Below are 23,927 nucleotides of genomic sequence, written 5' to 3'. Positions count from 1 at the left end.
TCAGTTGTCCAGCTTGATGTTGGCGGACTTGATCAGGCCGTCCCACTTCTCGTATTGCGCGCGGATATAGCTGCCGAACTGCGCCGGCGTGGCGGGGAAGGGCACCGTGCCCTGGCTGGCCAGCCTGGCAGCCAGGTCCGGCTGCTTCAGCGCCGCCACGATCTCGCCGTTGAGGCGGTCGATCACGGCCTTGGGCGTGCCCGCCGGCGCCGCCACGCCGAACCATGCGGTCAGCTCGTAGCCGGGCACGCCGGCAGCGGCCAGCGTCGGCACGCCGGGCAGCTGCTCGGACGGCTTCTGCGTGGTCACCGCCAGCGCGCGCACGCGCTTGTCGCGGATATACGGCAGCGCCGTGGAGACACTGTCGAACATCATGGTAATGCGCCCGCCGATCAGGTCGGTCATCGACGCGGCGCTGCCCTTGTACGGAATATGCGTGATCTCGACACCGGCCAGGTGCGTAAACAGCTCGCCCGCCAGGTGCGACGACGAGCCGTTGCCGAACGAGCCGTAGGTCAGCCTGCCCGGCTCCTTGCGCGCCAGCGCCAGCAGTTCCGGCACGGTGCGTGCCGGCACGCTGGGATGCACCACCAGCACGTTGGGCAGGTAGGCCACCGACGCCACCGGCGCGAAGTCCCTGAGCGGGTCGTAGCCGGGCTTGTCATAGAGGCTCTTGTTCACCGCGAGCGAGCCGAAGGTGCCGAACAGCAGCGTGTAGCCGTCGGCCGGGGCGCGCGCCACGGCGATCGCCGCCAGGTTGCCGCCGGCGCCGGGGCGGTTGTCGATCACCACCGGCTGCTGCAGCCGCGCCGACAGCGCGTTGCCGATCTCGCGCGCCAGCAGGTCGGTGGCGCCGCCCGGCGGGAACGGCACCACCAGCCGCACCGGCTTGTCGGGGTAGTCCGCCAGCGCGGTGCCGGCGGCGGTGGCCGCGCATGCAAAGAGCAGCCCCATGGCCGCACGCCTGATCCAACCCTGCATCGCTGTCTCCTTTCCTTGATCTGTTGCGATGGAACGGGCGTCAGTGTGTCGCAGCCGCGGCGCGCGCGGGTTCGGGATTGGCGAAGGTCGGGTTCGGCCCGATGCCGTGCCGCTCAGTCAGGCCGGCGCAGCCGCGCGATGGTGCCGAACAGGGTTTCCAGCTCCACCGGCTTGACCAGGTGCGCATCGAAGCCGGCGGCCTCGGTATGCTGCCGGTCCGCCGGCTGGCCGAAGCCGGTCAGCGCGACGTAACGGGTCGATTCGGTGCCCGCCACGCCGCGCATGGCCCGCACCACCTCGAAACCGTCCATGCCCGGCATGGCCAGGTCGATCAGCGCGATATGCGGACGGCAGCGCGGCGCCACGTGCAGCGCTTCGGAGCCGTCGTAGGCGATGGTCACCTCGTGGCCGCACATCTCGAGCAGCATCGCCAGGCTGTCGGCGGCGTCGCGGTTGTCGTCGACCAGCAGGATGCGCTGCACCTGCAGCTCGGCCTGGTCGTGGCCGGTGGCGGGCAGGGCGGTGCGGTGCGCATCGTCGGACGGGCGCGCGGCCGGTAGCGGCAGCCGTACCGTGAAGGTGCTGCCCAGCCCCGGCCCGGCGCTGGTGGCCGCGATGGTGCCGCCGTGCAGCTCCACCAGCGAGCGGCACAGCGACAGGCCGATGCCCAGTCCGCCCTGCACATCGGTGCCCGGCCGGCTTTCCTGCACGAACAGCTGGAAGATGTCCTCGAGCGCATGCGGCGAGATGCCGCGGCCCTGGTCGGTCACCCGCAGCTCGAGGGTACGGTTCTGCACCGCCGCGGCAATCGTCACCACCGAGCCGGACGGTGAAAACTTCGACGCATTGAGCACCAGGTTCTGCAGCACCTGCACCAGCCGGGTCTTGTCGGCATCCATGCGGATCGCGCCGGGCGCGCCCTGCACGTCGACGCGCTGCGACTTGGCATCGAGCGCCGGGCGCGCGCCCTCGATCGCCAGCGCAATGATCTCGTCGAGTTCCACTGGCGCGGTGCGCAGCTCGATCCGGCCGGAGGTGATGCGCCCGATATCGAGCAGGTCGTCGACGAGCCGGCTCAGGTGCGTCACCTGGCGCTCGATCAAGGCCAGGCTCTGGTTAGCCAGCGCGCCGTCGCCCGGGGCGAGCCGCATCGCGGTCAGCGCGCTGCGCACCGGCGCCAGCGGATTGCGCAGCTCATGCGACAGCGTGGCCAGGAACTCGTTCAGGCGCTGGCTGGAACGTTCCAGCTCCTCGCGGCGGCGGCGTTCGCTCATGTCGCGCGTCACCTTGGCAAAGCCGCGCAGCGCGCGTGAATCGTCGTAGACGGCGGTCAGCGTGACATTGGCCCAGAACAGCGAGCCGTCCTTGCGCACGCGCCAGCCCTCGTCCTCGACGCGCCCGGCGCGCCGGGCCAGGTCGAGGTGCCGGGCCGGCTTGCCGGCGGCGATGTCCTCCTGCGGATAGAACAGCGAAAAATGGCGGCCGATGATCTCGTCGCGGCGGTAGCCCTTGATATAGGACGCGCCGGAATTCCAGCTGACGATATGACCGCCGGGGTCGAGCATGAAGATCGCATAGTCCTTGACCCCCTCCACCAGCAGGCGCAGCGATTCCTCGCTCTGGCGCAGCGCCTCGGCGGCGCGGCGCTGCTCGGTCAGGTCGCGCGTGACCTTGCCGAAGCCGATCAGCCGGCCCTCGGGGTCGCGCAGGGCGGTGATGACGACGTTGGCCCAGAAGCGGCTGCCGTCCTTGCGCACGCGCCAGCCCTCGTCCTCGAAGCGGCCCAGTTCGGCGGCCGCCTTGAGCTCGGCGTCGGGCCAGCGCCGGGCCACCGCGTCGGGCGTATAGAACTGCGAGAAATGCTTGCCCAGGATCTCCTCGCGCCGGTACCCCTTGATGCGGGCTGCGCCCTTGTTCCAGCTTGAGACATGGCCCCCCACGTCGAGCGTGAAGATGGCGTAGTCCTGCACGGCTTCCACCAGCGTCCGGTAGGGGGTGTCGGCGGCGTTCGGATGGTCCGGGCCATTGGCCTCGAGGCTGCTGGCGTTGCCGGCAAGGGGTTGTGGATCGTGGGGGCGTCTTGTCATGGGATGGGTTGGGCGACGTGCCGGCGCTGCCGGCGCATCCGATCCTGATGGTGCGGTAAGGATACGCCTGCTTGCGCTGCGCTGGCACCCGCCCGCACGGCCAAGTGCAGCACGGACGTCCCGGCAGGCCGGCGCACGGCAACGTCGGACGCTTCCGTGCCGGGAATCGGAATGTACGGATTGTCTGGCCAGGGCGGCTCCATAGAATGGACGCACGAGGTTCTCAAGGTCTCACTGCCCACAGCGCCGATGACACAGTCCGACGATCGCCAGCCGCAGCGCGAAGCCATGCCGTGCAGCACGTGTTGCCTGATGGCCGGCGCCTGCCCTGACTGCGCACCCGCCGGCCAGGCGTGTGGCGCGCCGGGCATCGAAGCGGCGCAACGCATGGTGCGCCTGCGCAAGGGCGAATTCCTGTACCTGATGGGGGACCCGGTGACATCGGTCTATGCCATTCGCGTCGGCACCATCAAGACCCATGTCACCACCGAGGACGGGCGCACCCAGGTGGTCGCCTTCCACTTCCCCGGCGACATGGTCGGGCTCGACAGCCTGGTGCGGCCGCACTATGCGTCGTACGCCACCGCGCTGGAAGACACCAAGCTGTGCCTGTTCACCGTGGACGCGCTGCGCCTGGCCGCGGCCACGCTGGCGCCGTTCGGCCGGCAGCTGCTGCTGGCACTGGACGGCCAGCTGCAGCGCGCGCGGGCCGTGCAGACCATGCTGGCGCTGATGACCGCCGAAGAGCGCCTGGTGACGTTCCTGCTGTGGCTGGCGGACGGCTTTGCGCTGCGCGGCTATTCGTCGTCGGCCTTTGTGCTGCGCATGAGCCGCGAGGAAATCGGCAGTTATATCGGCCTGACGCTGGAAACGGTGAGCCGGCAGTTCTCGCGGCTGGCCGAAGGCGGCCTGATCACGGTACGGCACCGCACCATCACGCTGCTCGACAAGGCCGCGCTGCGGGCCATTGCCGCGCGCCCGATGATCCTCGCCCATCCGCCCGCGCCGCGCTTGCGCGGGGCCGGCGACGCAACCGCACCCGCGCGAGGCTGACATGGAACCGGCCAGGACACCCGCAGCAAGCGACCCCGACAGGCATCGGGAAGCGGATGCCGACCGCCTGCGCCAGATCGAGACGCTGAACCTGTCCTACCTGCTGCTGGTACAGCGGCTGATGCGCGAGAACGAGGCCGAGGCGCTGTTCCGGCTCGGCCTGGGTCGCGAGATGGGCCGCCTGCTGGCATCGCTGACGCCGACGCAGGTCATCGCGCTGGCGCGGTCCAGCCTGATGCTGTACCGCTTCCGGCTGGATGACAGCCTGCTGGTGGCCGCGCTGACCGGGGCCGAGCCGCCGCACGCCTTGCACGGCATGCATGCCGCGATCGTGATGGCATCGCGGCGGGATTGAGACACGACTTCTGAGAATCGGAGGGTTATATGACGGGCAATGCGATCACGCATGTCGATCTGAAGCGGATGACCATGGCCGCCGACCGCCGCGGCGGGTGGCCGCCCGCGGCCGACCGCACCGAAATCGCCGGCACGCTGCAGATGCAGGACATCGTCCAGGCCCTTGGCGCCGAGGCCGCCGAGCAGCGCTGCATCGAAGCCGGCCTGGAAACGCTGGCCATGGCCGGGCACCCGCCGGTGCGGGCGGTGGTCTCGGTGGGCCATGGCCGGCAGCCGGCGCTGGAGTTCCATGTCGATGCCGACATCAACACGTGCGTCGCGCTCGACCGCACCCTGCAGCAAGCCATCGCCAGCCGCTTCACCAGCGTGCTGCCGCCCGGTCTGGCGGTATCGGTGCTGCCGCTGGACATCCATATGCGCGAATGCGGCGGGCAGGACCAGGGGCCCGAGGCGCCGTCCTGGGGCGCGTGCGCGCGCGAGCTGCTGACCGGCGGCGAGATGCAGCAGCGGCTGGCGGTGGTATGCGCCTATCTGTCGGTGTTGCAGGACGCGCAAAGCCTTGCCGAGCGGCTTGGCTACCTGCAGCAGAACCTGCTCGACCAGGGCCAGGAGGCGCTGTCCTGGCGCCTGCGGCGGCACCGCAGCGTCGAGGGACGCGCGCTGGCGCAGGCGCTGGAGGGGCTGGCCCGCGCCGCGGACAGCGCGCTGTATGAGTCCGGCACCCGCTACAGCCGGGAGCGGGCCAGCTTCCAGGTCGAACAGATGCAGCAGCTGCATGACCAGATCGCGCGCTTTCGGGACAGCTGCCGGCTGGCGCAGCCGCAGTCCGGTCCCCGGCACGCCGCGGGCACGGCGGGCTGAGGGCGCGCTGGGGTCAGATGCCGGCCATGCAGGTGTACTTGATCACCAGGTAGTCGTCGATGCCGTAATGCGAGCCCTCGCGGCCCACGCCGGATTGCTTGACGCCGCCGAACGGCGCCACCTCGTTCGAGATCAGGCCCGTATTGACGCCGACCATGCCGTATTCCAGCCGCTCCGAGACGCGCCAGACCCGGCCCAGGTCGCGTGCATAGAAGTAGCTGGCCAGGCCGAACTCGGTGTCGTTGGCCATGGCGACCACGTCGTCCTCGGTGTCGAAGCGGAACAGCGGCGCGAGCGGGCCGAAGGTTTCCTCGCGCGCCACCAGCATGCCGGGCGCGACGTCGGCCAGCACCGTCGGCTGGAAGAAGGAGTGGCCGAGCGCGTGACGCTGGCCGCCTTGCAGCAGGCGGGCACCCTTGCCGAGCGCATCGGCGATATGCTCCTCGACCTTGGCCACGGCCTTGTCGTCGATCAGCGGGCCGATGCGCACGCCGTCGTCCATGCCGTTGCCCACCTTCAAAGCCGCCACTGCGGCGACCAGCTTCTGCGCAAATGCTTCGTAGACGCCGGACTGCACGTAGATGCGGTTGGCGCAGACGCAGGTCTGACCGGCATTGCGGTACTTGGAAACGATCGCGCCTTCGACGGCGGCGTCGAGGTCGGCATCGTCGAACACGATAAAGGGCGCGTTGCCGCCCAGTTCCATCGACACCTTCTTGATGGTGGCGGCGGTCTGCGCCATCAGCACGCGTCCGACTTCGGTCGAGCCGGTGAAGGTCAGCTTGCGCACCAGCGCATTGCTGCTCATCTCGCCGCCGATCGCGCTGGCCGAGCCGGTCACTACCGACAGCACGCCGGCGGGGATGCCGGCACGCTCGGCCAGGGCCACCAGCGCCAGCGCCGTCAGCGGCGTCTGCGAGGCGGGTTTGACCACCATGGTGCAGCCGACCGCCAGCGCCGGGCCGGCCTTGCGGGTGATCATGGCGGCGGGGAAGTTCCACGGCGTGATCGCGGCACAGACCCCGACCGGTTCCTTGGTCACTACGATGCGCTGGTTGCTGACCGGGGCGGGAATGGTATCGCCATAGACGCGCTTGCCTTCCTCGGCAAACCATTCGATGAACGAGGCCGCGTAGGCGATCTCGCCGCGCGCCTCGGCGATCGGCTTGCCTTGCTCCGCGGTCATGATGCGGGCCAGGTCTTCCTGGTTCGCCATGATCAGCTCGAACCATTTGCGCAGCAGCGCCGAGCGTTCCTTGGCGGTGCGGGCGCGCCATGCCGGCAGCGCGCGGTTGGCGGCCTCGATGGCCTGGCGGGTCTCTTCGGCGCCCAGCTGCGGCACCTGGCCGACGCGCTCGCCGGTGGCGGGATTGGTCACGTCGATGCGGCGCTCGCCATCGATCCAGCGGCCGTCGATCAAGCACTGCTGCCGCAGCAGCGAGGAATCCTGGAGGTTCAGCATGGTTGTCTCGGTGTATGCCGGCAGTGGCGCCGGGTCTTTGTCGTTGGGCCGGAGACAACGATTGTAATCCCGCTACCCGGGGGTGGTTCCGGACGGTGCCTTGGCGGACGGCGCCTCGATGCCCCAGTCGCCGCATTCGAGCCAGTCGTCGCCGAGCAGTTCGACGGGATGCTGGGTGCGGCTGGAGCCGTTGCCGCAGCGCATCGAGTCGACCGGGCAGTATTGGTCGCAGCCCCAGCAGATGCGCTCGGGATGGCTGGGATGGATGGGAAATTTCTTGGCCATGATGGCCGATTATGTCGACGCTTCCGGATCCCGGACTTGTGCGGGATCAAGGCGGCATCAACGGCGCCGTGACGCCAGGTCAGGGTCAAGATCAACGCCAGCCGTCGGCGTCGAGGCGCGTCCAGCGGTCGGGCGCTTCGCCGTCGTCGGACGCAAGCAGCAGTGTCTGGCCGCAGTGGCCGCAGCGGTACACGAACGCATTCTGTCCGCTCGCCATGCGCAGCGTCGCCGAAATCGCCAGTTGCGGATGCGGCGGCACATGGCCGGGGCGGTCCAGTTGCGACTCGCACAGGTCGCATAGAGACATGGTGGTTTCCTCCGCGCGAACGGCTGCGTCTGTAATGCTGTGGTGCAGCATTCGCTGTTTCAGTATAGCGGTGCAGCTCCGATGCGACAGGTGCGCGAACGCACGCTACTCGCCAAGGAACTCGGCCACCACTTCCATGCCTTCAATGTGATCCGCCACCACCTTGGCGATGGTAATCAGCGGTATCGCGAGCAACATTCCCCACACGCCCCACAGCCACGTGAACAACAGCAGCGCCACGAACACCGCCACGGCGTTCATGCGCGCCATGCGGCCGGTCATCCACGTGGTGATGACCGAACCGATCAGCGTCGCGATCAACAGCGAACCGCCCGCCGCCGCGGCGGCCATTCCCAGCGTGCCGAACTGCATGAACGTGACCATGCCCAGGCACAGCGCGATCGCCAGCGCGCCGAAGTAGGGCACCAGGTGCAGCGCCGCCGCCGCGATCGACCAGCTGCCGGCATTGTCGACGCCAAGCCATTTGAGCAGCAGCCAGGTGCACACGCCCAGGCCGGCGTTGGTCACCAGCAGCATCCCCATGTAGCGGCGGATCGAGCGGTTGACCTCGTCCAGCATGTGCACGCTGATCTTCTTTTCCGAGATGGTGGTGCCCACCATCTTGATGAACTTGCGCTTGAAGGTATCGCCGGCAAGCATCAGGAAATACAGCAGGAACACCACCACCACCGCCTGCGCCGCCATGGTGAAGATGCTGACCGAACCGGCCAGCAGCATGTTGTTGATCTGGCCCGCCGACTGCTCCACTACAACGTGGGTGCCGCGCGCCGGCGGCGGCTGGCCGGTGCCGCTGAGCACGGTGGCGGCGCGGCGTATCTTCTGCCACATCGAGTCGTCGCCGCTGAGCAGCGCGCCGACGGATCGCGACAGCTTGCTCGCCATCTCCGGCAGGCTGTTGACCATCGACTCGACCTGTCCCTGCAGCAGGTAGGCGCCGCTGAGCAGGGCGGCGAGCAGTGCCAGCAGCACGATGGTGCTGGCCAGCGAGCGCGCCAGTCCCAGCCGCTGCAGCGCGCACACCAGCGGGTCGAGCAGGTAGGCCATCACCACCGCGATCACCACCGGCACCAGGAAGTCGCGCGCCACGTGCACGGCGTACAGCGAGAACAGCACCGCCAGCACCATCAGCGCGGTGCTGGCGCGATGCAGCGCGCCGGCGACGGCGGCATCGGTCAGCAGCGCGGGCGCTGGCGTGGACAGATCGGCGGCGGCGGCGTCTGCGGGGCGGCCAGCGTCGGTCAGTTGCGGGACGGGCTGCGCTGGCGGCAGCCCCGGGGCGGTGGGATCGGGAACAGTCGACATAGCCGGGCGCTTCGGCAAAAGGCCTGGCGCTACCCTCGAAGATAGCTTGCTGGCAGGCGATGGCTGTCGGACGCCGCCGCCTGCCGGTGTCAGACAAGCGCGGCAGCGCGCATGCATGCGCCGCGCAAACGACACCGCCCGGCGGCCAGCATGGCGCTGGCGGCCGGGCGGCGGGTAGCGGACCGGGCGACTTCAGCCCGTCACGGTCTTGGTCTCGAGGAACTCGGCGATGCCTTCGGGGCCGTACTCGCGACCGTTGCCGGAAGTCTTGTAGCCGCCGAAGGGGGCGGTGATATCCATCATCGCGCCATTGATGCGCACATTGCCGGCGCGCAGGCGCGCCGCCAGCCTGCGTGCGCGCGCCGGATCGGACGAGGCGACATAGGCGGCGAGGCCGAAGTCGGTGTCGTTGGCGATGGCCACGGCTTCCTCTTCGCTGTCGTACGGCAACAGGCACAGCACCGGCCCGAAGATCTCCTCGCGGGCGATGGCCATGTCGTTGCGCACGTCGGCGAAAATGGTCGGGCGGGCATAGAAGCCGCGCTCGATGCCGTCGGGGCGGCCCGGGCCGCCGGCGGCCAGCCGTGCGCCTTCCTCGATGCCGACGCCGATCAGGCGCTGCACCTTGTCGTACTGGCCGCGGTTGGATATCGGGCCCATCCTGGTGTCGGGATCGGACGGATCGCCGACCTTGACCGCATTGGCCACCGCCGCCGCGATCTGCACGGCTTCCTCGTAGCGTGCGCGCGGTACCAGCACGCGCGTGGGCGCCACGCAGGTCTGGCCCGAATTGACCATGCACTGGGCCACGCCGCTGGTCACCGCCGCCTGCAGGTCGGCGTCGTCCAGCACGATCAGCGGCGACTTGCCGCCCAGTTCCTGCGCCACGCGCTTGACGGTGGGGGCGGCGCTGATAGCCACTTCCACACCGGCGCGGGTCGAGCCGGTGATCGATACCATGTCGACCCGAGGATGCGACGACAGCGCGGCGCCGACCACGCGGCCTTCGCCATAGAGCATGTTGAACACGCCCGGCGGCGTGCCGGCGGCATCCATGATCTCGGCGAAGATCTGCGCGTCCAGCGGCGCGATTTCGGAGGGCTTGAGCACCACGGTGCAGCCCGCCGCCAGTGCCGGCGCCACTTTGGCCGCGATCTGGTTCAGCGGCCAGTTCCACGGCGTGATCAGCGCGGCCACGCCGATGGCCTCGCGCAGCACCAGGCTCTTGCCGCGCGGGCTTTCGAAGGCAAAGTCGCGCAGCGCCTGCAGTGTCGCCTGCAATTGCCCCAGCCCGATCGCCGCCTGCAGGCTGGTGGCCAGCGTGATCGGTGCGCCGATCTCCTGGCGCACCGCCTGCGCCAGGTCGGGCATGCGCGCCTGGTAGGCGGCGATGATGCGCTCGAGCAGCGCAATGCGGGTTTCGCGGGTGGAAAGCGACCACGCCGGGAAGGCCTCGCGCGCGGCGGCGACGGCGCGGTCCACGTCCGCGGCGGTGCCCATGGCGAGCCTGCCGGCCACCGCTTCGGTGGCCGGGTCGATGATGTCGGCCTGGGTGGCGCCCTCGGCGGGCTGCACCCATTTGCCGTGGATATAGAACTTGTCGACGATATGCATGCCGGTTGCCTCGATGGATTGTCGTCCGCTCAGGCCGGACGGTCGCCGATGATGGTGGCGCGGTTCATGTGGCGCACCGCGGGGAAGTAATCCTGCACGGCGTAATGCTGCGTGGAGCGGTTGTCCCACAGCGCGATCGTGTCCGGCTGCCAGCGCAGCCGCACCTGGTACTCGGGTGCGGCGGCCTGGCGGTACAGGTACTGCATCAGGTCCAGTTCCGCCGGCCGGAAGTCGGAGCCGAAGCGATACGGCTGTTCCTTGGCGAAGTTGGCGAAGTGCGTGGTGAAGGCCTCGTTGACGAACAGGATCTTCTCGCCGGTCTCCGGATGGGTGCGTACCACCGGGTGCACCATGGGCGGATACTTGGCGCGCATCTCCACATACTTCTCCTCGCTCAGCGCGGTGCCGAACGCGGGCATGGCATCGTGCACCGCCTTCAGGTTGGCGATGCGGTCCTTCATCTCCTGCGGCAGGTTGTCGTAGGCGGCGGCCATGTTGATCCAGATGGTGTCGCCGCCCACCTCGGGGCACTCCAGGCAGCGCAGCATCGAGCCCATCGACGGGATCTCGCGCCACGACACGTCGGAGTGGTACAGGTTCTCGCGGCCGCGGGTCTTGTCGTTGCGGCCGAACACCACCAGTTCAGGATGCTCCGGATGGTTGGTGAACATCGGGTGCACTTCCAGCTCGCCGAAGCGCCGCGCCACCGCTACGTGCTGGGCCGGCGTGATGGCCTGCTTGCGGAAGAACAGCACCTTGTACTTCAGCAGCGCGCGGCGCAGCGAGAGATAGGTGTCGTGGTCGAGGGTCTCGCGGAAATCGATGCCCTCGACCTCGGCGCCGATGGTCGGCGTGCAGCGGCGCACGGTGAAGGGAAACGGCTCCGGCTCGAGCGCACGGTAGTCTTGCGGGCTGATGGTGGCGGGTGCGGTGGCTTGCATGGTGGTCTCCTTGGTAGTGTTTGTGCCAATGCAGATGGGACTCAGCGGAGCGCGGCCCTGAGCAGGTCCGCGGCCTTTTCGCCGATCATGATGGCCGGCGCGTTGGTGTTTCCGCCGACCAGGGTCGGCATGATCGAGGCATCGGCGACGCGCAGGCCCTGCACGCCGCGCACGCGCAGTTCCGGGTCGACCACGGCCATGTCGTCGACGCCCATCTTGCAGGTGCCGACCGGGTGGTAGACCGTATCGGCGTGGTTGCGCACGAAGTCCTGGATCGCCGCCTCGTTGCCGCTGTCGGGGCCGAACGCATCGGTCAGCACCTCGCGCCCGCCGTGCTGCGCCAGTGCGGGCTGGGCGAAGATGCGGCGGATCGCGCGCACCCCTTCGACCATGCCGGCCATGTCTTCCTCGGCCGAGAGGAAGCGCGGATCGATCAGCGGCGCTTCGCGCGTGTCGGCGCTGCGCAGGCGCACGTGGCCGCGGCTCTTGGGGCGCAGCACGCAGGCATGGCAGGAGTAGCCGTGGCCCAGGTTGCCCAGGTTGCGGTTACCGACCAGCGCCACCGCGAAGTGCAGCTGCACGTCGGGGATCTCCAGTTCGGGCCGGCTGCGCAGGAACGCGCCGGCCTCGGCGATATTCGAGGTCACCATGCCGGTGCGCGTGCGCCGGTAGCGCATCACCTCGCGCGCGAGCCGCAGCATGCCGCGGCCGGTCTTGCCGAACAGCTCGGTGGTCTGCAGCTGCTTGTTGACGATGATGTCGAGATGATCCTGCAGGTTCTCGCCCACGCCCGGCAGTTCGTGGACCACGTCGATGCCAAGCTCGCGCAGGTGCGCGGCCGGGCCGATGCCCGAGGCCAGCAGCAGTTGCGGCGAGTTGAAGGCGCCGCCGCTGAGCACGATCTCGCGCCGCGCGCGCAGCACCTGCACCGTGCCGCCACGGACCACCTCCACGCCGGTGGCGCGCTTGCCGTCGAACAGGATGCGCAGTGCCTGCGTATCGGTCATCACCGCCAGACCGCGGCGGCCACCGTTCAGCGCGGCGTCGGCTGCGTTGCCGCTGTGCAGGTAGGCGCGCGCCGCGTTCCAGCGCTCGCCGTTGTGCTGCGTCACCTGGTACAGGCCAGCGCCCTCCTGGGTGGCGCCGTTGAAGTCGTCGTTGCGCGGCAGCCCGGCCTGCATCGCGGCCTCGACGAAGCGCTGCGCGAACGGGTTGGGCGAGCGCAGGTCGCTGACGTGCAGCGGACCGTCGTCGCCGTGCAGCGGGTCCTGCTTCCCGCCCAGGCGGGGATTGCGCTCGCTGCGGCGGAAGTAGGGCAGCACGTCGTCGAAGCCCCAGCCGCGGCAGCCCAGCGCAGCCCAGTCGTCATAGTCGCGCCGGTGGCCGCGGATATAGACCATGCCATTGATCGAGGAGCTGCCGCCCAGGCCGCGCCCGCGCGGCTGATAGGAGCGGCGGCCGTTCAGCCCCGCCTGGGGCTCGGTGTAGTAGCCATAGTTGCGCGGCCCGGCCCTGGGCACCACGGCGGCGATGCCGACCGGCGCCCAGATCGCGTAGTGATGGTCATGCGGTCCTGCCTCGAGCAGCGCCACCGTGACGCTGGCGTCCTCGGCCAGGCGCCCGGCCACGGCACAGCCCGCCGATCCCGCGCCGATGACGATGTAGTCGAACTCCGCCGGCGCGCCGGCGGTGTCTTTTGCCCTGGTTTCCAATTGAGTTGTCTCCTGTGTTGCCAGCACGCGGTGATGGTGGGGGCGCAGAGCGCTGGTGACGACGGATACTGCCATTACCTGTTATAACAGGTCAATAGGTTATGACGGTACCTGTCATGATAGGTATAATCCGCCTCACTAATCCGCCTCACTAATCCGCATCACTCAGTTCGGAGCCGCCCGCGGGGCGGGACACACGTGGCGCTGCCCAGGTTCAAAGAGATAGAAAGCGAGATTCGCCAGCGAATCGCCAGCAACACCTTCGCCCCCGGCGCCAAGTTGCCGTCCGAGGCCGAACTGATGGCCGAGTTCGGCGTCAGCCGCATCACCGTGCGGCAGGCCCTGTCCGGCCTTCACAACGCCGGCCTGATCGAGAAAGTGAATGGCAAGGGCAGTTTCGTGACGCGGCCGGCCGATACCCCCAGCCTGGGCGCGCTGACCGGTTTCTACGAGACCGGCCGGGCGCGGGGCCAGTTGGCCTACGGCAAGCTGGCATCGGTGCGGCTGTTGCGGGCGCCGCCCCATGTGGCGGCGGCGCTGAGCCTGCAGCCGGGCGAGAAGGTGCTGAGCGTGGCCACGGTGCGCTATTGGGACGACGTGGCGGTCGCGTATTTCAACCTGATGGGGCCTGAGCCGCTGATGCGCCGCATGGTGCAGGAAGATGTCGAGACCAACGACGCCATGGCGCTGTTCGAAAGCCGGCTTGGGTATCGCTTTCGCGACGTGGCGATGGAAGCCAGCGCGATCCCGGCGCCGGCCGACGTGGCCCGCAAGCTCGGCGTCGCCGAAGGGCTGCCGCTATTGCGCCTGCGCTGCACGCCGTACGACATCGAAGGCACGCCGCTGTTCTGCGCGGACTTGCTGTTCCGGCCCGACCGCTATGCCTACAAGTGGACGCTGACGCGCTAAAGTGCTCAGTCCAAGGCCGCCGGTTGCAGCCAGCGCCGCAACCGCGCGCCGAGCCCGCCGTCATCAGGTACCCGCACGGTAACTTTTACCGGCTGGTACGTCAGTTGCGTCTTCTCCAGCGCAGCGGCGCCATCGGCGCCCCGCCGGCAGGCTGCGCCATGCAGCGAGGCTTGCCGCCAACCTGCCAGATGGAGGACAACATGAAAACACCCTTGCGCATCGGCACAGCCTTGCTTGCACTTGGCATCCTGGCGGGTTGCACCGCCACCGGCAGCACCAGCGGTTCCGGCTCGCTCTCCGGATCGGGTTCGGTGACGGAACAGAACCGCAGCCGCAGCACGCCTGGGGCCGGCACTTCCACCGGCACCTCCGGCGCGACCAGCACCACCAGCCCGAGCGGTACCCCGAGCGGCGGCAGTGGCGCCGCCAGCGGTTCCGGCACCGCCCGGTGACGACGGCGCAGCCGCCTGCGCCAGCACGGGCGGCTGCGTTGTCATGCCTTCCCGCTAACGGTCGCGGCCGGTATTGACGCGTTCGTCGCGCCGCGCCGGCACGATGCCTTCATCGGCCAGCCGCTGCTGCAGGTCGTTGTTGGCCACGTACTTGAAGTCCTTGTCGATTTCCCTGGTGACCACATCGGTGACGCCGGGCGGCAGGGTCTTGCGCAACAGCCCCAGGAAGCGCGGCGCCGCGATCAGCGCCAGTTCATCGAAGCGCTGCTTGTTGCGCGCGTCGTCGAGGTAATCGGCCACGCGCCGGGCAAACAGCTGCGCTTCCTGATGCAACTCGTCCTCGCCCGCCGAAGACGTGACCGTCGACGGTCCGACCTGGTGAGCGCCGGGGTGTCCCGCATCGCCCTGGGCGGCGGCCTGTCCGCGGCGGCCGTAGGCGTCGCGGCGCAGGTCGGCGCGGTCGGCATGCGCGGCCGCGTCGGTGATTTCCTCGACGACTTCCAGCGGCGCGCTGTCGCCGTGCGAGGCAAAGATGCGGGCGACGGATTCATCCGCCACCAGGATCCAGATGTTCTTCATGATCGCTCCGGTTGCCGGCCCGAACACAGGGCCCTCTGGCACCCGTTGCAAGGGATACGCCATCCGGACTGGCGCCACGTTTTGGCTGCAGGCGGCGCCAGACGCGGCCTGAGATGCCGGTCGCGGCACACGGTTGCAGTATCGACAGGCAAACCGTGCAACTTTTTCAGGCAACCGGCACCGGGCGCTCAGGCCAGGGCGGCAGCGATCGGATTACCAGACGCCGAAGAACACGCCGGCCTGCTTGTACACATTGGTCTTGGCCGCGACCTCCTCGTTGGTCACCGTGACGCGCGGCTTGAGGGTGCAGAACCAGTCCAGCAGGCGCAGCCGCATGGCGCTGCGCACGGCTTCATGCCCGGGGTCGGAGCCCAGGTCGAAGTACTCCTGCGGATCGTTGTGCAGGTCGAACAGCTGCGGCCGGAAGCCCAGCCAGTGCACGTATTTCCAGCGCGCGTCGCGCACCATCCAGGCGCGGCATTCGCCGGGATGGCGGCCCAGCGCGACGCGCGCGCCGCGATAGGCATAGTCCAGCTCGGAGACCACTGCATCGCGCCACGCACCGGCACCGTCGCGCTCGGTGGCGCGCGTCAGGTCCAGCAGCGAGCGGCCTTCGACGCGGTGGTCAGCGGGCGGCAGGCCCAGCGCATCGAGCACCGTCGGCACCACGTCGACCGCGCTGACCAGGCTGTCCTGCGCGGTGCCGCGGGTCGCATCGGCCTGCGGCGAGGGGTCGTAGACGATCAGCGGAATGTTCTGCACGGTGTCGTAGAACTGCTCCTTCTCGCCCAGCCAGTGGTCGCCGAGGAAGTCGCCATGGTCGGCGGTGAAGACGATCAGCGTGTCGTCCCAGCGCCCCAGCCGGTCCAGCTGTTCCCACAGCAGCCCCAGCCGGTCGTCGATCTGCTGGATCAGGCCCTGGTAGGCGGGGCGCACGGTGTCCGAGACCTCGGCGCGCATGAAGTTGGCGCATTCCTCCTGCGTCCGATAGGCCGACAGCACCGGGTGCGGGTCTTCCAGTTCGGCGTGGTGGCGCTGCAGCGGCAGGCAGTCGTCCAGCGAATAGGCGGCGTGGTACGGCGCGGGTGCAAGGTAGGGCCAGTGCGGCTTGACCAGCGACAGGTGCAGCACCCACGGATCGTCGCCGCGCGCGGCGATGTACTGCATCGCCTGGCCGACGGTGTAGGCGGTCTCGGAATGCGGCTCGGCCACCCGCGCGGGCAGCCCGGCATTGCGCATGTGCCAGCCCGAGACGATCTCGCCGTGCGCATTCTCGGCGCTGATCACATAGTCGGTCCACGGGTCGGCGCTGTCGTAGCCTTGCCGGCGCAGCCAGTCGGCATAGGCGCTGCGCGGCTCGGCATGGTGGCCGTCGTGGCGGTCGACTTCGGTGAAGTGGCCGCTGCGCAGCAGCGTCTCCAGCTCGGTGCCGCCGTCCAGGTGCAGCCGCTTCAGGTTCGCGTGGTCGGGCATCACATGGGTCTTGCCCGCCAGCGCCAGCGCGCGGCCGCTGTCCTTCAGGTATTCGCCCAGCGTGACTTCTCCGACCGACAGCGGCACGCGGTTCCAGGTGGCACCGTGGCTGCTGACGTAGCGGCCGGTGTAGAAGCTCATGCGGCTGGGGCCGCAGACGCCGGAGGTGACATAGGCGCGGTCGAAGCGCACGCCGCGTGCGGCCAGGGCATCGATATTGCGCGTGCGCAGCGTCGGGTGCCCGTAGCAACCGAGATGGTCGCGCCGCAGCTGGTCGCACATGATGAAGAGGGTATTGCGGATCGTCATGGTCGGTAAGGTTGCGGGAAGCCGGCTGGCGGTGTCAGTCGCCGGTATAGCCCGAGGCCTTGACCACCGGCGCCCATTTGGCGGCGTCGGCCTTCAGCACCCCGGCGAAGGCCTCGGCCGGCCCGGTGGCGGGTTCGAGCCCGAGCTTCAGGAATTTTTCGCGCACGTCGGGCGATTGCACCGCCTTGACGATGGCGGCGTTGAGCCGCGCCAGCGCCGCGCGCGGCGTGCCTGCCGGCGCCAGCACGCCATAGCGGCCTTCGCCCTCGATGCCCTGGTAGCCGAGTTCCGTGAAGGTGGGCACGTCCGGCAGCGCCACCGAGCGGTGCGTGCCCGAGGTTGCCAGCACCCGGATCTTGCCGGCGCGGTGCATCTCGGTCAGGTCGGCGAGGGTGTCGACCGAGGCCGGCACCTGCCCGCCGACCAGTGCGCTCATCAGCGGCGCCGAGCCGTTGAACGGCACGTGCAGCATGTCGACGCCCACCTGCTTGCCGATCATCAGCCCGAAGAAATGCGGAATGCTGCCGAGCGCGGGCGAGGCGTAGGAGTTGTTCTGCGCTGCGGCCCTGAGCCACGCCACGTAATCCTTCAGCGTGCGCGCCGGGCTGCCCGGACCGGTGGCCAGCGCCAGCTGGAAGTTGGCGGCCTGCGCCACCGGCGTGAAATCGCGCTGGATATCGTAGTTGAGCTTGCGGTAGACCAGCGGCGCGATGGTCATCACCGCCGAGTTGGCCACCACCAGCGTATTGCCATCGGCCGGCTGCGTGCGCGCGTAGTCCATCACCAGCCGCCCGCCGGCGCCGGGCTTGTTCTCGATCACCACGGTCTGGTTCAGGGTCTCGCGCAGCTTGTCGCCCACCAGGCGTGCGGCCAGGTCGGCGGTGCCGCCGGCGGGGTAGCCCACCAGGATGCGCAGCGGCCGGTCCGACTGCGCGCCGGCCGGCGCGGACCAGGCCGCGGCGACTGCCAGCAGGCATGCGACGAGGCGGGGAACGAGGTTGTTGGGGCTCACGGTGTCTCCTGTCTGTTATGTGCCGGCGGCCGGCATGGAGAGGAAGCTAACACCCGCCGATATAATTGACAAAGTCAACTAAATCCAGGGTGTGGCATGGCGCGCGACAACGACGGCAACCGCCTGCAGCGGCCCCGCCGGCTGGCCGATTTCATCAACTACCGGGTCTACCATCTGAACCGCGTGGCGCTGGGCGCGGCCGCGCTGCACCTGCGCGCGCGGGCGGGCGTGACGCGGCGCGAATGGCGCATGATTTCCTTCCTGGGGGAGCAGCCCGGCACGCGGCTGACCGAACTGGCGCAGAGTGCCGGCCTCGACAAGGTGCTGGCCAGCCGCGCCGTGCACGCGCTGGTGGAACGTGGCCTGGTGCGCCGGGAAACGCGCGCGCAGGACCGGCGCGCGGCCGCGTTCACGCTGACGGAGGAGGGCGACGCGGTCTACCGCGCCGCCTTTGCGCAGGCGCGCGACTTCAATACGCAATTGGCCGCCTGCCTGACGGCCGAAGAGGCGCGGGTGCTGTCGCGCTGCCTCGACAAGCTGCAGGCGCAGGCCGGCGCCATGCTGGCCGAGGCCCAGGCCTTGCCGCAGCCGGCGGGCGTGGCGCCGGCGTGGGAGCTGCAGCGGGTGTGGCGCGGGGACAAGGGGTAGGCCGCGCACGCCTGCAGCCTTCAACCCCGCGCTGCTGACTTGGGGCCCGCGGATCCCACGCCCTGGCCCTCGGCAAATGCCGAGGCCGCCTCCAGCAGCCACGCGCGCAGATGCTGCATGGCATGGCTCATCGGGCGCGTATCGGGCTGGACCAGGTAATACGCGCTGGTGGAGCGCAGCGAGCGGGCCACGGGGCTCACCAGTTGCCCGCTCGCCAGGTACTCTTCCACCAGGAAGCGCGGCACCAGGCCGATGCCCAGGCCGGCCCGCGCCGCGGCGATCACCATGCTGTGGTGGTCGAAGCGGGCGCCGCGCATGGCGTTGACGTCGTCGATGCCGGCCGCCTCCATCCATTGCTTCCAGCCAAAACTGCGCGTGGCCAGGTGCAGCAGCGGCGCATGCGCGATGTCGCTCGCGTCGAGGCGCTTCTTGCGGCCGAACAGCTGGGGGTGGCACACCGCCACGGATTCCTCGCGGAACAACAGATCCGCCCGCGCGCCGGGATAGACCGCTTCGCCGAAGTGGATCGCCGCATCGTAGGGTGTGCCGTCGAACAGGAACACGTCGGACTGGGCGCTGATATTGACCACCACCCGGGGATGGCGCGCGTAGAAATCGGGCAGGCGCGGGATCAGCCATTCGACCGCCAGGGTCGGCACGCACGCCAGCTCGACGGTGCCGCCCGCGCCTTCATGCGCCATCACCTCCAGCGTGTCGCGCTGCAGCTTGCGCAGCATCTCGCGCACCTGGACGCTGTAGAGCGCACCGGCCGCGGTCAGCGTGATGCGCTGGTTGGCGCGGTGAAACAGTTGCACGCCGAGCAGGCCTTCCAGCGCGGCAATCTGGCGCGATACCGCGCTTTCCGTGATGAACAGGTCGGCGGCGGCGCGGCGCAGGTTGAGGTGCAGCGCGGCGGCTTCGAAGGCGCGCAGGCTGGAAAGGCTGGGAAGGCGTTGCCGCATCGCGGGAAGGGAAGGGTAGTTGATGACATAAAGTCATCATCCTATACCGAAATCTCGCTTGAACCGGCGGACTTGATGAGAAATGATTCAGCCCTGGTGCCGCGGCCCCCACCATCGCGGCACCGCCATAACGACAACCATCAGGTAGACAGGAAAACAACAATGAAACGCTTGTTCAGCGCGCTGGCCGCCGGCACTTTTGCCTTTGGCATGACCCTATCCGGCATCGTCGCCGCCGAGGATTTCCCCGCCAAGCCCGTCCGCATCATCGTGCCGTACCCGCCGGGCGGCACCACCGACATGGTGGCGCGGCTGGTCGGCGAACGGCTCGCGCTGCAGTGGAAGCAACCGGTGCTGGTGGAGAACCGGCCCGGGGCGGGCGGCATCGTGGGCACCGGCGTCGCCGCCAAGTCCACCGCCGACGGCTATACGCTGCTGATGGGCTCGGTGGGCGAGTTCGGCATCAATCCCACCCTGTACAAGAAGCTGCCCTATGACGCCGTGGCCGATTTCGCGCCGGTGACGATGGTGGCGCGCGTGCCCAACGTGGTGGTGCTGTCGCCCGCCTTTGCCGAGCGCGCGCACGTGCAGACGCTGGCCGAGTTCATTACCTACCTGAAGGCCAACCCGAAGCGCGTCAACATGGCGTCGGCGGGCAACGGCACCTCGACGCACCTGGCCGGCGAGCTGTTCCAGCGCATGACCGGCACCGAGATGAGCCACGTCGCCTACAAGGGCAGCAGCCCGGCGATTGCCGACCTGATGGGCGGCAGCGTCGACGTGATGTTCGACAACCTGCCGGCGTCGCTGCCGTTCGTGCGCTCCGGCAAGCTCAAGGCGCTGGCGGTGACCACGCCGGCGCGCTCGTCGGCGCTGCCCAACGTGCCGACCGTGGCCGCCGCCGGTCCGGTGCCGGGCTTCGACGCCAGCCCCTGGTTCGGCCTGCTGGCGCCGCGCGGCGTATCCAGCGCGGTGGCGCAGAAGATCAGCCAGGACCTGGCGCGCGCGCTCGGCGATCCCGCCGTGCAGTCCCGCATGCGCGACCTCGGCGCGGAACCCGCGCCGAGCACTCCCGAAGCCTTCGCCGAGGTGCTGAAGAAAGACCGCCAGAAGTGGGGCGAGATCGTGCGCCTGTCCGGCGCTTCGGTGGACTGAAAGCCGTCATTGATTTCCATCTCGTTATCCGGCCGATGAGCCTTACCTGCATCATGAGCAACAACATCAACCAACTCGTTTCCCTGCACCTTGGCGCCACCGGCGCCGAGCGCCTGTCCGCGCTGGTGAGCGCGCCCACGCAGCTGCCGGCCGGCGCAGCCGGGCGCCCGTCGCGCGCGGAGATTGCCCATGCGCTGAACCTGGTGCTGTTCGCCGGCATCCTGGAGCGCGTGCCGACCGGCAAGGCCTACACCGAAGACGTGGCCGCAGCGGGCGGCAAGGTCCACTTCGACCATGGCGCGCTGCGCACCGTGCGCTGGCCCGACCACGGCGCGCTGCCAGCCGGCGAGGCCGCCTTCACGCGCATCCTGCGTCCGCTGGGCTACCGCCTCAACGGCACCTATCCGCTCGACCGCATCGGCATGACCGGGCGCTCGTACGCGCATGAAGACGCGCCGGAAGAGATCGCGCAGTTCTTTGTCAGCGAACTGCACCCGGAGCGTTTCAGTGAAGGCTTCCAGCAGGCCGTCAGCCGCGTCCTGGAAACTTCGGTCGATCCGCTGACGCCGCGCGCGCAGGCCCTGCTGTGGGAGCTCGAGCGCGAAGGGTCGTTGCCGCTGGCGGATGCCGGCGAGCTGATCGGTGCGCTGGCGCGCTGCTTCGAACGCCATCACGCAGCGCCGCGGCTGGCCGATTACGAGGCCCTGCTGGCCGAATCGGCCGAGATGGCGTGGATCGCCACCGAGGGCAATGCCTTCAACCACGCCACCGACCGCGTCGAAGACGTGTTCGCCCTGGCCGAGGCGCAGAAGCGCCTGGGCCGTCCGATCAAGGACAAGGTGGAAGTGTCGCGCAGCGGCCGCGTGCGCCAGACCGCGTTCCGCGCCGACCCGGTGCGCCGTGCCTTTGTCGGCGCGGACGGCGCCGAGGTGGTGCGCGAGGTGCCGGGCTCGTTCTACGAGTTCATCACCCGCGACCGCTACGTCGATGACGCGCAGGCGGTCACGCGCACCGACCTGGGCTTCGATGCGGGCAATGCGCAGGGCATCTTCAAGATGACCGCCGCGGCATGCTGACGCCGAGCCGACCATGACCGTCGCCTACCCGTTCGTTCCCGCGCTGCGCGAGCCGGAAGGCTCGCCGATCCGCGAGCTGTTCAAGTACCTGTCGGATCCGGAGATGATCTCCTTCGCGGGCGGCTACCCGTCCGCCGCGCTGTTCGATGCCGACGGCATCGGCGCCGCGTCCGCGCAGGCGCTGCGCGAGCGGCCCGCCGAATGCCTGCAGTACGGCGCCACCGAAGGCGCGCCCGTGCTGCGCGACGCCCTGGTTGCGCTGATGGCCGGGCGCGGTGCCGCCGTGACGCGGGACCAGCTGCTGGTCACCAGCGGCTCGCAGCAGGGCTTCGATTTCCTGGTGCGCGCGCTGGTCGAGCCGGGCAGCGTGGTGCTGGTCGAGGAGCCGACCTATTCGGCGACATTGCAGGCGCTGCGGCTGGCGGGCGCCGACGTGCGCGGCGTGCCGTCGGACCAGCACGGCATGGACGTCGACGCGCTCGCGGCGATGCTGGCCGACGGCGCGGCGCGCCCGCGGCTGATCTACACCGTGCCGACCTTCGCCAACCCGACCGGCGCCACGCTGTCGCACGCGCGCCGGCTGCGGCTGCTGGAGCTGGCGGCGCGGCACCAGGTGGTGCTGGTCGAAGACGATCCCTATGGCGCGCTGAGTTTCGACGGCGCCGCGCCGCCGTCGCTGCTGGCGCTGTGCGACCAGGTGCCCGGCGCCCGTCCGTGGCTGGTGCACCTGGCCAGCCTGTCTAAGACGCTGGCGCCCGGCCTGCGCATCGGCTGGATGGTGGCCGCGCCGGAAATCATCCGCCGCGCGGTGATTGCCAAGCAGGTGTCGGATCTCTGCACGCCGCCGTGGATCCAGCTGGCGGTCGCGCAATACCTGGCGGACGGGCGGCTGCCGGCGCAGGTGGAGCGGGAGATCGCGTTCTACCGCGACAAGCGCGACCGGCTCGCCCAGGCGCTGTGGCAGGCCTTCGGCGAGCGGATCCGCTTTGCCTTGCCGGCTGGCGGCATGTTCCTGTGGGCTGCGCTGGAGGGCGTCGACGATGCCGCCGCGCTGCTGCCGCATGCGATCGCCGAAAAGGTGTTGTTCGTACCCGGGGCCGGCTTCTACGCGCAGCGCCGCGCACGGCCCGCGTTCCGGCTGTCGTTCGCGGGCGCGGCGCCGGAGCAGATCGCCGCAGGCGTGGCGCGGCTGAAGCGGGCGGCGGCGCGCCTGGACGCGGCTGGCTGACGCGATCGCGGGTGCGCCGGCCCGGGGTTCATTCGTCGTCCGCCGGCAGCATCCGGCCGCGCCGCGGCATCTCGGAGTCCAGCACCAGGCGGCCGTGGACCCGCCCGTTCATGCGCGTGACGTAATGCGTGCACTCTTCCATATGCGCCGACATCAGCGCGCGCACCGTCTCGGCGTCGCGCTGGCGTGCCGCCTCGACAATGCGCTTGTGGAACTTGACGTTGGCCGCGCCGAATTTCTCGTGCTCGCACGCAGGGGTGTCGTTGCCGAACACCACCAGCTGGCGAATCATTTCGTTGATCAGCTCGCATGAGAACCGCAGCATCGGGTTGGGATTGGCGGCGGCCAGGATGTCGTGGAAGGTCAGGTCTTCCTGGCGCTGGTCCAGCAATGGGGTCGCCGCCGCGGCCGACGCAGGGTCGCACAGGTCGATGGTGCGCTCCAGCGCCTTGAAATCGTCATCGGTCAGATGCGGCACCGCGCCTGCGGCCAGCTCCGGCTCCAGCAGCCGGCGCACGGTGTAGATATCGGCAATGCCGACGTCCTTGAAGAACAGGTAGTTCTGCATCAGCTGGAAGGTGCGGTCCAGCGGCACTTCGACGATCGTGCCGCCGCCCGCCGGCCCGGTGCTGACCCGGATCAGGCCCTGTACCTCGAGCGACTTCAGTGCCTCGCGGATGGTGCTCTTGCTGACCGAGAACATCTGCTGCAGCTTGACCTCGTGCGGCAGCTTGTCGCCCGGGCGCAGGTTGCGCTGGGTAATCAGCCGCTTGAGCTCTTCCGCCACCAGGTCCGCGCGCTTCTGCTTGCGGATCTCGATGGCCCCGGTCTTGCCCTCCCGAAACATCGCCATTGCTCTTTCCTTGTCATGCGCCGCAAGCCATGGAGGCGCGGGCGCTTGCATTCTAGCCAAGCGCGCCGGCGCAGGCGTCGCACCTTGCCCCAGCCCTGTGCACGCTGCCCGATTGGCTGGCATGGCCGGGGTTCGGCTGGCACCTTGCGGTCCCGCCTTCGCCCCCTTGCGCAGGGCAGTTGAGCCGCTGCGCCGAGGGTGCGTAAACCCTGACCTTTCCTTTGTTGACAACGATTCCGGCCGACTCCTAAGATGATTCTATTCTATTTATACGTATAAATAGAATAA

Annotated in this window: 23 protein-coding genes; 9 read left to right on the top strand and 14 right to left on the bottom strand. The window is 69.2% G+C overall.

What is annotated here, in order from left to right; all coding sequences use genetic code 11:
- Both CBM2588_RS22585 and CBM2588_RS22580 read right to left on the bottom strand, forming a co-directional pair.
- Complete coding sequence (locus tag CBM2588_RS22585; protein WP_115682577.1) at positions 1–981, bottom strand: Bug family tripartite tricarboxylate transporter substrate binding protein; 981 nt, start codon at positions 979–981, stop codon at positions 1–3.
- A gap of 113 nt (positions 982–1,094) precedes the next feature.
- Positions 1,095–3,068 (bottom strand): PAS domain-containing hybrid sensor histidine kinase/response regulator, encoded by a 1,974-nt coding sequence (locus CBM2588_RS22580; protein ID WP_115682576.1) that lies wholly within the window; start codon positions 3,066–3,068, stop codon positions 1,095–1,097.
- Between the two features lie 249 nt (positions 3,069–3,317).
- On the opposite strand from CBM2588_RS22580, the gene CBM2588_RS22575 reads away from it, so the two are divergent.
- From CBM2588_RS22575 to CBM2588_RS22565, 3 genes are read left to right on the top strand one after another with little or no spacing between them, the layout of a single operon-like run.
- Positions 3,318–4,121: a Crp/Fnr family transcriptional regulator gene (locus tag CBM2588_RS22575; protein WP_115682575.1), complete on the top strand. Its 804-nt coding sequence runs from the start codon at positions 3,318–3,320 to the stop codon at positions 4,119–4,121.
- A gap of 1 nt (position 4,122) precedes the next feature.
- Positions 4,123–4,476 (top strand): flagellar transcriptional regulator FlhD, encoded by a 354-nt coding sequence (flhD, locus tag CBM2588_RS22570; RefSeq protein WP_115682574.1) that lies wholly within the window; start codon positions 4,123–4,125, stop codon positions 4,474–4,476.
- Positions 4,477–4,505: 29 nt separating this feature from the next.
- On the top strand, positions 4,506–5,339 hold the full coding sequence (locus tag CBM2588_RS22565; RefSeq protein WP_115682573.1) for a hypothetical protein: 834 nt from the start codon (positions 4,506–4,508) through the stop codon (positions 5,337–5,339).
- Between the two features lie 13 nt (positions 5,340–5,352).
- Here the strand turns inward: CBM2588_RS22565 and gabD are convergent, their stop codons facing one another.
- The 7 genes from gabD to CBM2588_RS22530 form a co-directional block, all read right to left on the bottom strand.
- Positions 5,353–6,801: an NADP-dependent succinate-semialdehyde dehydrogenase gene (gene gabD / locus CBM2588_RS22560; protein WP_092315737.1), complete on the bottom strand. Its 1,449-nt coding sequence runs from the start codon at positions 6,799–6,801 to the stop codon at positions 5,353–5,355.
- Positions 6,802–6,873: 72 nt separating this feature from the next.
- On the bottom strand, positions 6,874–7,086 hold the full coding sequence (locus tag CBM2588_RS22555; protein WP_115682572.1) for a DUF3079 domain-containing protein: 213 nt from the start codon (positions 7,084–7,086) through the stop codon (positions 6,874–6,876).
- A 91-nt stretch (positions 7,087–7,177) separates the two neighbouring features.
- Entirely contained in the window at positions 7,178–7,393 is a 216-nt protein-coding gene (locus tag CBM2588_RS22550; RefSeq protein ID WP_115682571.1) for a hypothetical protein, read from the bottom strand.
- A gap of 105 nt (positions 7,394–7,498) precedes the next feature.
- Entirely contained in the window at positions 7,499–8,716 is a 1,218-nt protein-coding gene (locus CBM2588_RS22545; protein WP_115682570.1) for an AI-2E family transporter, read from the bottom strand.
- A gap of 192 nt (positions 8,717–8,908) precedes the next feature.
- The gene (locus CBM2588_RS22540) at positions 8,909–10,330 is read right to left on the bottom strand and encodes an aldehyde dehydrogenase family protein (RefSeq protein WP_115682569.1); all 1,422 of its coding nucleotides are present in this window, start codon (positions 10,328–10,330) and stop codon (positions 8,909–8,911) included.
- A 29-nt stretch (positions 10,331–10,359) separates the two neighbouring features.
- Positions 10,360–11,271, bottom strand: coding sequence for a TauD/TfdA dioxygenase family protein (locus CBM2588_RS22535; RefSeq protein ID WP_115682568.1), 912 nt, complete (start codon positions 11,269–11,271; stop codon positions 10,360–10,362).
- A 41-nt stretch (positions 11,272–11,312) separates the two neighbouring features.
- Positions 11,313–12,983, bottom strand: a complete 1,671-nt coding sequence (locus CBM2588_RS22530; RefSeq protein WP_115682567.1) for a GMC family oxidoreductase — start codon at positions 12,981–12,983, stop codon at positions 11,313–11,315.
- A gap of 198 nt (positions 12,984–13,181) precedes the next feature.
- Here CBM2588_RS22530 and CBM2588_RS22525 point away from each other — a divergent pair, with 198 nt between their 5' ends.
- Both CBM2588_RS22525 and CBM2588_RS22520 read left to right on the top strand, forming a co-directional pair.
- A complete protein-coding gene (locus CBM2588_RS22525) occupies positions 13,182–13,892 on the top strand; it encodes a GntR family transcriptional regulator (protein WP_115682566.1) in 711 nt (236 codons plus the stop codon).
- Positions 13,893–14,092: 200 nt separating this feature from the next.
- A complete protein-coding gene (locus CBM2588_RS22520; protein ID WP_147298426.1) occupies positions 14,093–14,344 on the top strand; it encodes a hypothetical protein in 252 nt (83 codons plus the stop codon).
- A 54-nt stretch (positions 14,345–14,398) separates the two neighbouring features.
- Here the strand turns inward: CBM2588_RS22520 and CBM2588_RS22515 are convergent, their stop codons facing one another.
- From CBM2588_RS22515 to CBM2588_RS22505, 3 genes are all read right to left on the bottom strand, one after another.
- Positions 14,399–14,923: a host attachment protein gene (locus tag CBM2588_RS22515; protein ID WP_115682564.1), complete on the bottom strand. Its 525-nt coding sequence runs from the start codon at positions 14,921–14,923 to the stop codon at positions 14,399–14,401.
- A 213-nt stretch (positions 14,924–15,136) separates the two neighbouring features.
- Positions 15,137–16,705 (bottom strand): sulfatase-like hydrolase/transferase, encoded by a 1,569-nt coding sequence (locus CBM2588_RS22510; protein ID WP_115682563.1) that lies wholly within the window; start codon positions 16,703–16,705, stop codon positions 15,137–15,139.
- 34 nt (positions 16,706–16,739) lie between these two features.
- Positions 16,740–17,717, bottom strand: a complete 978-nt coding sequence (locus CBM2588_RS22505) for a Bug family tripartite tricarboxylate transporter substrate binding protein (RefSeq protein ID WP_115682562.1) — start codon at positions 17,715–17,717, stop codon at positions 16,740–16,742.
- A 96-nt stretch (positions 17,718–17,813) separates the two neighbouring features.
- Here CBM2588_RS22505 and CBM2588_RS22500 point away from each other — a divergent pair, with 96 nt between their 5' ends.
- Entirely contained in the window at positions 17,814–18,365 is a 552-nt protein-coding gene (locus tag CBM2588_RS22500) for a MarR family winged helix-turn-helix transcriptional regulator (RefSeq protein WP_115682561.1), read from the top strand.
- Positions 18,366–18,385: 20 nt separating this feature from the next.
- Here the strand turns inward: CBM2588_RS22500 and CBM2588_RS22495 are convergent, their stop codons facing one another.
- Positions 18,386–19,327 carry a LysR substrate-binding domain-containing protein gene (locus CBM2588_RS22495; RefSeq protein WP_115682560.1) on the bottom strand — a complete coding sequence of 314 codons (942 nt, stop codon included), beginning with the start codon at positions 19,325–19,327 and terminating at the stop codon, positions 18,386–18,388.
- 162 nt (positions 19,328–19,489) lie between these two features.
- Here CBM2588_RS22495 and CBM2588_RS22490 point away from each other — a divergent pair, with 162 nt between their 5' ends.
- From CBM2588_RS22490 to CBM2588_RS22480, 3 genes are read left to right on the top strand one after another with little or no spacing between them, the layout of a single operon-like run.
- On the top strand, positions 19,490–20,482 hold the full coding sequence (locus CBM2588_RS22490) for a Bug family tripartite tricarboxylate transporter substrate binding protein (RefSeq protein ID WP_115682559.1): 993 nt from the start codon (positions 19,490–19,492) through the stop codon (positions 20,480–20,482).
- Between the two features lie 53 nt (positions 20,483–20,535).
- Positions 20,536–21,558 (top strand): DUF1338 domain-containing protein, encoded by a 1,023-nt coding sequence (locus CBM2588_RS22485; protein WP_115683692.1) that lies wholly within the window; start codon positions 20,536–20,538, stop codon positions 21,556–21,558.
- Positions 21,559–21,571: 13 nt separating this feature from the next.
- Positions 21,572–22,786: a PLP-dependent aminotransferase family protein gene (locus tag CBM2588_RS22480; protein ID WP_115682558.1), complete on the top strand. Its 1,215-nt coding sequence runs from the start codon at positions 21,572–21,574 to the stop codon at positions 22,784–22,786.
- 28 nt (positions 22,787–22,814) lie between these two features.
- On the opposite strand, the gene CBM2588_RS22475 is transcribed toward CBM2588_RS22480, so the two are convergent.
- Complete coding sequence (locus CBM2588_RS22475) at positions 22,815–23,639, bottom strand: FadR/GntR family transcriptional regulator (protein WP_025585039.1); 825 nt, start codon at positions 23,637–23,639, stop codon at positions 22,815–22,817.
- Positions 23,640–23,927: the final 288 nt, after the last annotated feature.

The sequence above is a fragment of the Cupriavidus taiwanensis genome (assembly GCF_900250075.1).
In the GTDB taxonomy this organism is placed as follows: domain Bacteria; phylum Pseudomonadota; class Gammaproteobacteria; order Burkholderiales; family Burkholderiaceae; genus Cupriavidus; species Cupriavidus taiwanensis_C.
This window is presented reverse-complemented; position numbering and strand designations above follow the sequence as displayed.

Excerpts from the sequence above, each read along its gene's own strand:
- CBM2588_RS22585 (WP_115682577.1), bottom strand. The coding sequence starts at position 981 with ATGCAGGGTTGGATCAGGCGTGCGGCCATGGGGCTGCTCTTTGCATGC.
- CBM2588_RS22580 (WP_115682576.1), bottom strand. The coding sequence starts at position 3,068 with ATGACAAGACGCCCCCACGATCCACAACCCCTTGCCGGCAACGCCAGC.
- CBM2588_RS22575 (WP_115682575.1), top strand. The coding sequence starts at position 3,318 with ATGACACAGTCCGACGATCGCCAGCCGCAGCGCGAAGCCATGCCGTGC.
- flhD (WP_115682574.1), top strand. The coding sequence starts at position 4,123 with ATGGAACCGGCCAGGACACCCGCAGCAAGCGACCCCGACAGGCATCGG.
- CBM2588_RS22565 (WP_115682573.1), top strand. The coding sequence starts at position 4,506 with ATGACGGGCAATGCGATCACGCATGTCGATCTGAAGCGGATGACCATG.
- gabD (WP_092315737.1), bottom strand. The coding sequence starts at position 6,801 with ATGCTGAACCTCCAGGATTCCTCGCTGCTGCGGCAGCAGTGCTTGATC.
- CBM2588_RS22555 (WP_115682572.1), bottom strand. The coding sequence starts at position 7,086 with ATGGCCAAGAAATTTCCCATCCATCCCAGCCATCCCGAGCGCATCTGC.
- CBM2588_RS22550 (WP_115682571.1), bottom strand. The coding sequence starts at position 7,393 with ATGTCTCTATGCGACCTGTGCGAGTCGCAACTGGACCGCCCCGGCCAT.
- CBM2588_RS22545 (WP_115682570.1), bottom strand. The coding sequence starts at position 8,716 with ATGTCGACTGTTCCCGATCCCACCGCCCCGGGGCTGCCGCCAGCGCAG.
- CBM2588_RS22540 (WP_115682569.1), bottom strand. The coding sequence starts at position 10,330 with ATGCATATCGTCGACAAGTTCTATATCCACGGCAAATGGGTGCAGCCC.
- CBM2588_RS22535 (WP_115682568.1), bottom strand. The coding sequence starts at position 11,271 with ATGCAAGCCACCGCACCCGCCACCATCAGCCCGCAAGACTACCGTGCG.
- CBM2588_RS22520 (WP_147298426.1), top strand. The coding sequence starts at position 14,093 with ATGAAAACACCCTTGCGCATCGGCACAGCCTTGCTTGCACTTGGCATC.
- CBM2588_RS22515 (WP_115682564.1), bottom strand. The coding sequence starts at position 14,923 with ATGAAGAACATCTGGATCCTGGTGGCGGATGAATCCGTCGCCCGCATC.
- CBM2588_RS22510 (WP_115682563.1), bottom strand. The coding sequence starts at position 16,705 with ATGACGATCCGCAATACCCTCTTCATCATGTGCGACCAGCTGCGGCGC.
- CBM2588_RS22500 (WP_115682561.1), top strand. The coding sequence starts at position 17,814 with ATGGCGCGCGACAACGACGGCAACCGCCTGCAGCGGCCCCGCCGGCTG.
- CBM2588_RS22495 (WP_115682560.1), bottom strand. The coding sequence starts at position 19,327 with ATGCGGCAACGCCTTCCCAGCCTTTCCAGCCTGCGCGCCTTCGAAGCC.
- CBM2588_RS22490 (WP_115682559.1), top strand. The coding sequence starts at position 19,490 with ATGAAACGCTTGTTCAGCGCGCTGGCCGCCGGCACTTTTGCCTTTGGC.
- CBM2588_RS22485 (WP_115683692.1), top strand. The coding sequence starts at position 20,536 with ATGAGCAACAACATCAACCAACTCGTTTCCCTGCACCTTGGCGCCACC.
- CBM2588_RS22480 (WP_115682558.1), top strand. The coding sequence starts at position 21,572 with ATGACCGTCGCCTACCCGTTCGTTCCCGCGCTGCGCGAGCCGGAAGGC.
- CBM2588_RS22475 (WP_025585039.1), bottom strand. The coding sequence starts at position 23,639 with ATGGCGATGTTTCGGGAGGGCAAGACCGGGGCCATCGAGATCCGCAAG.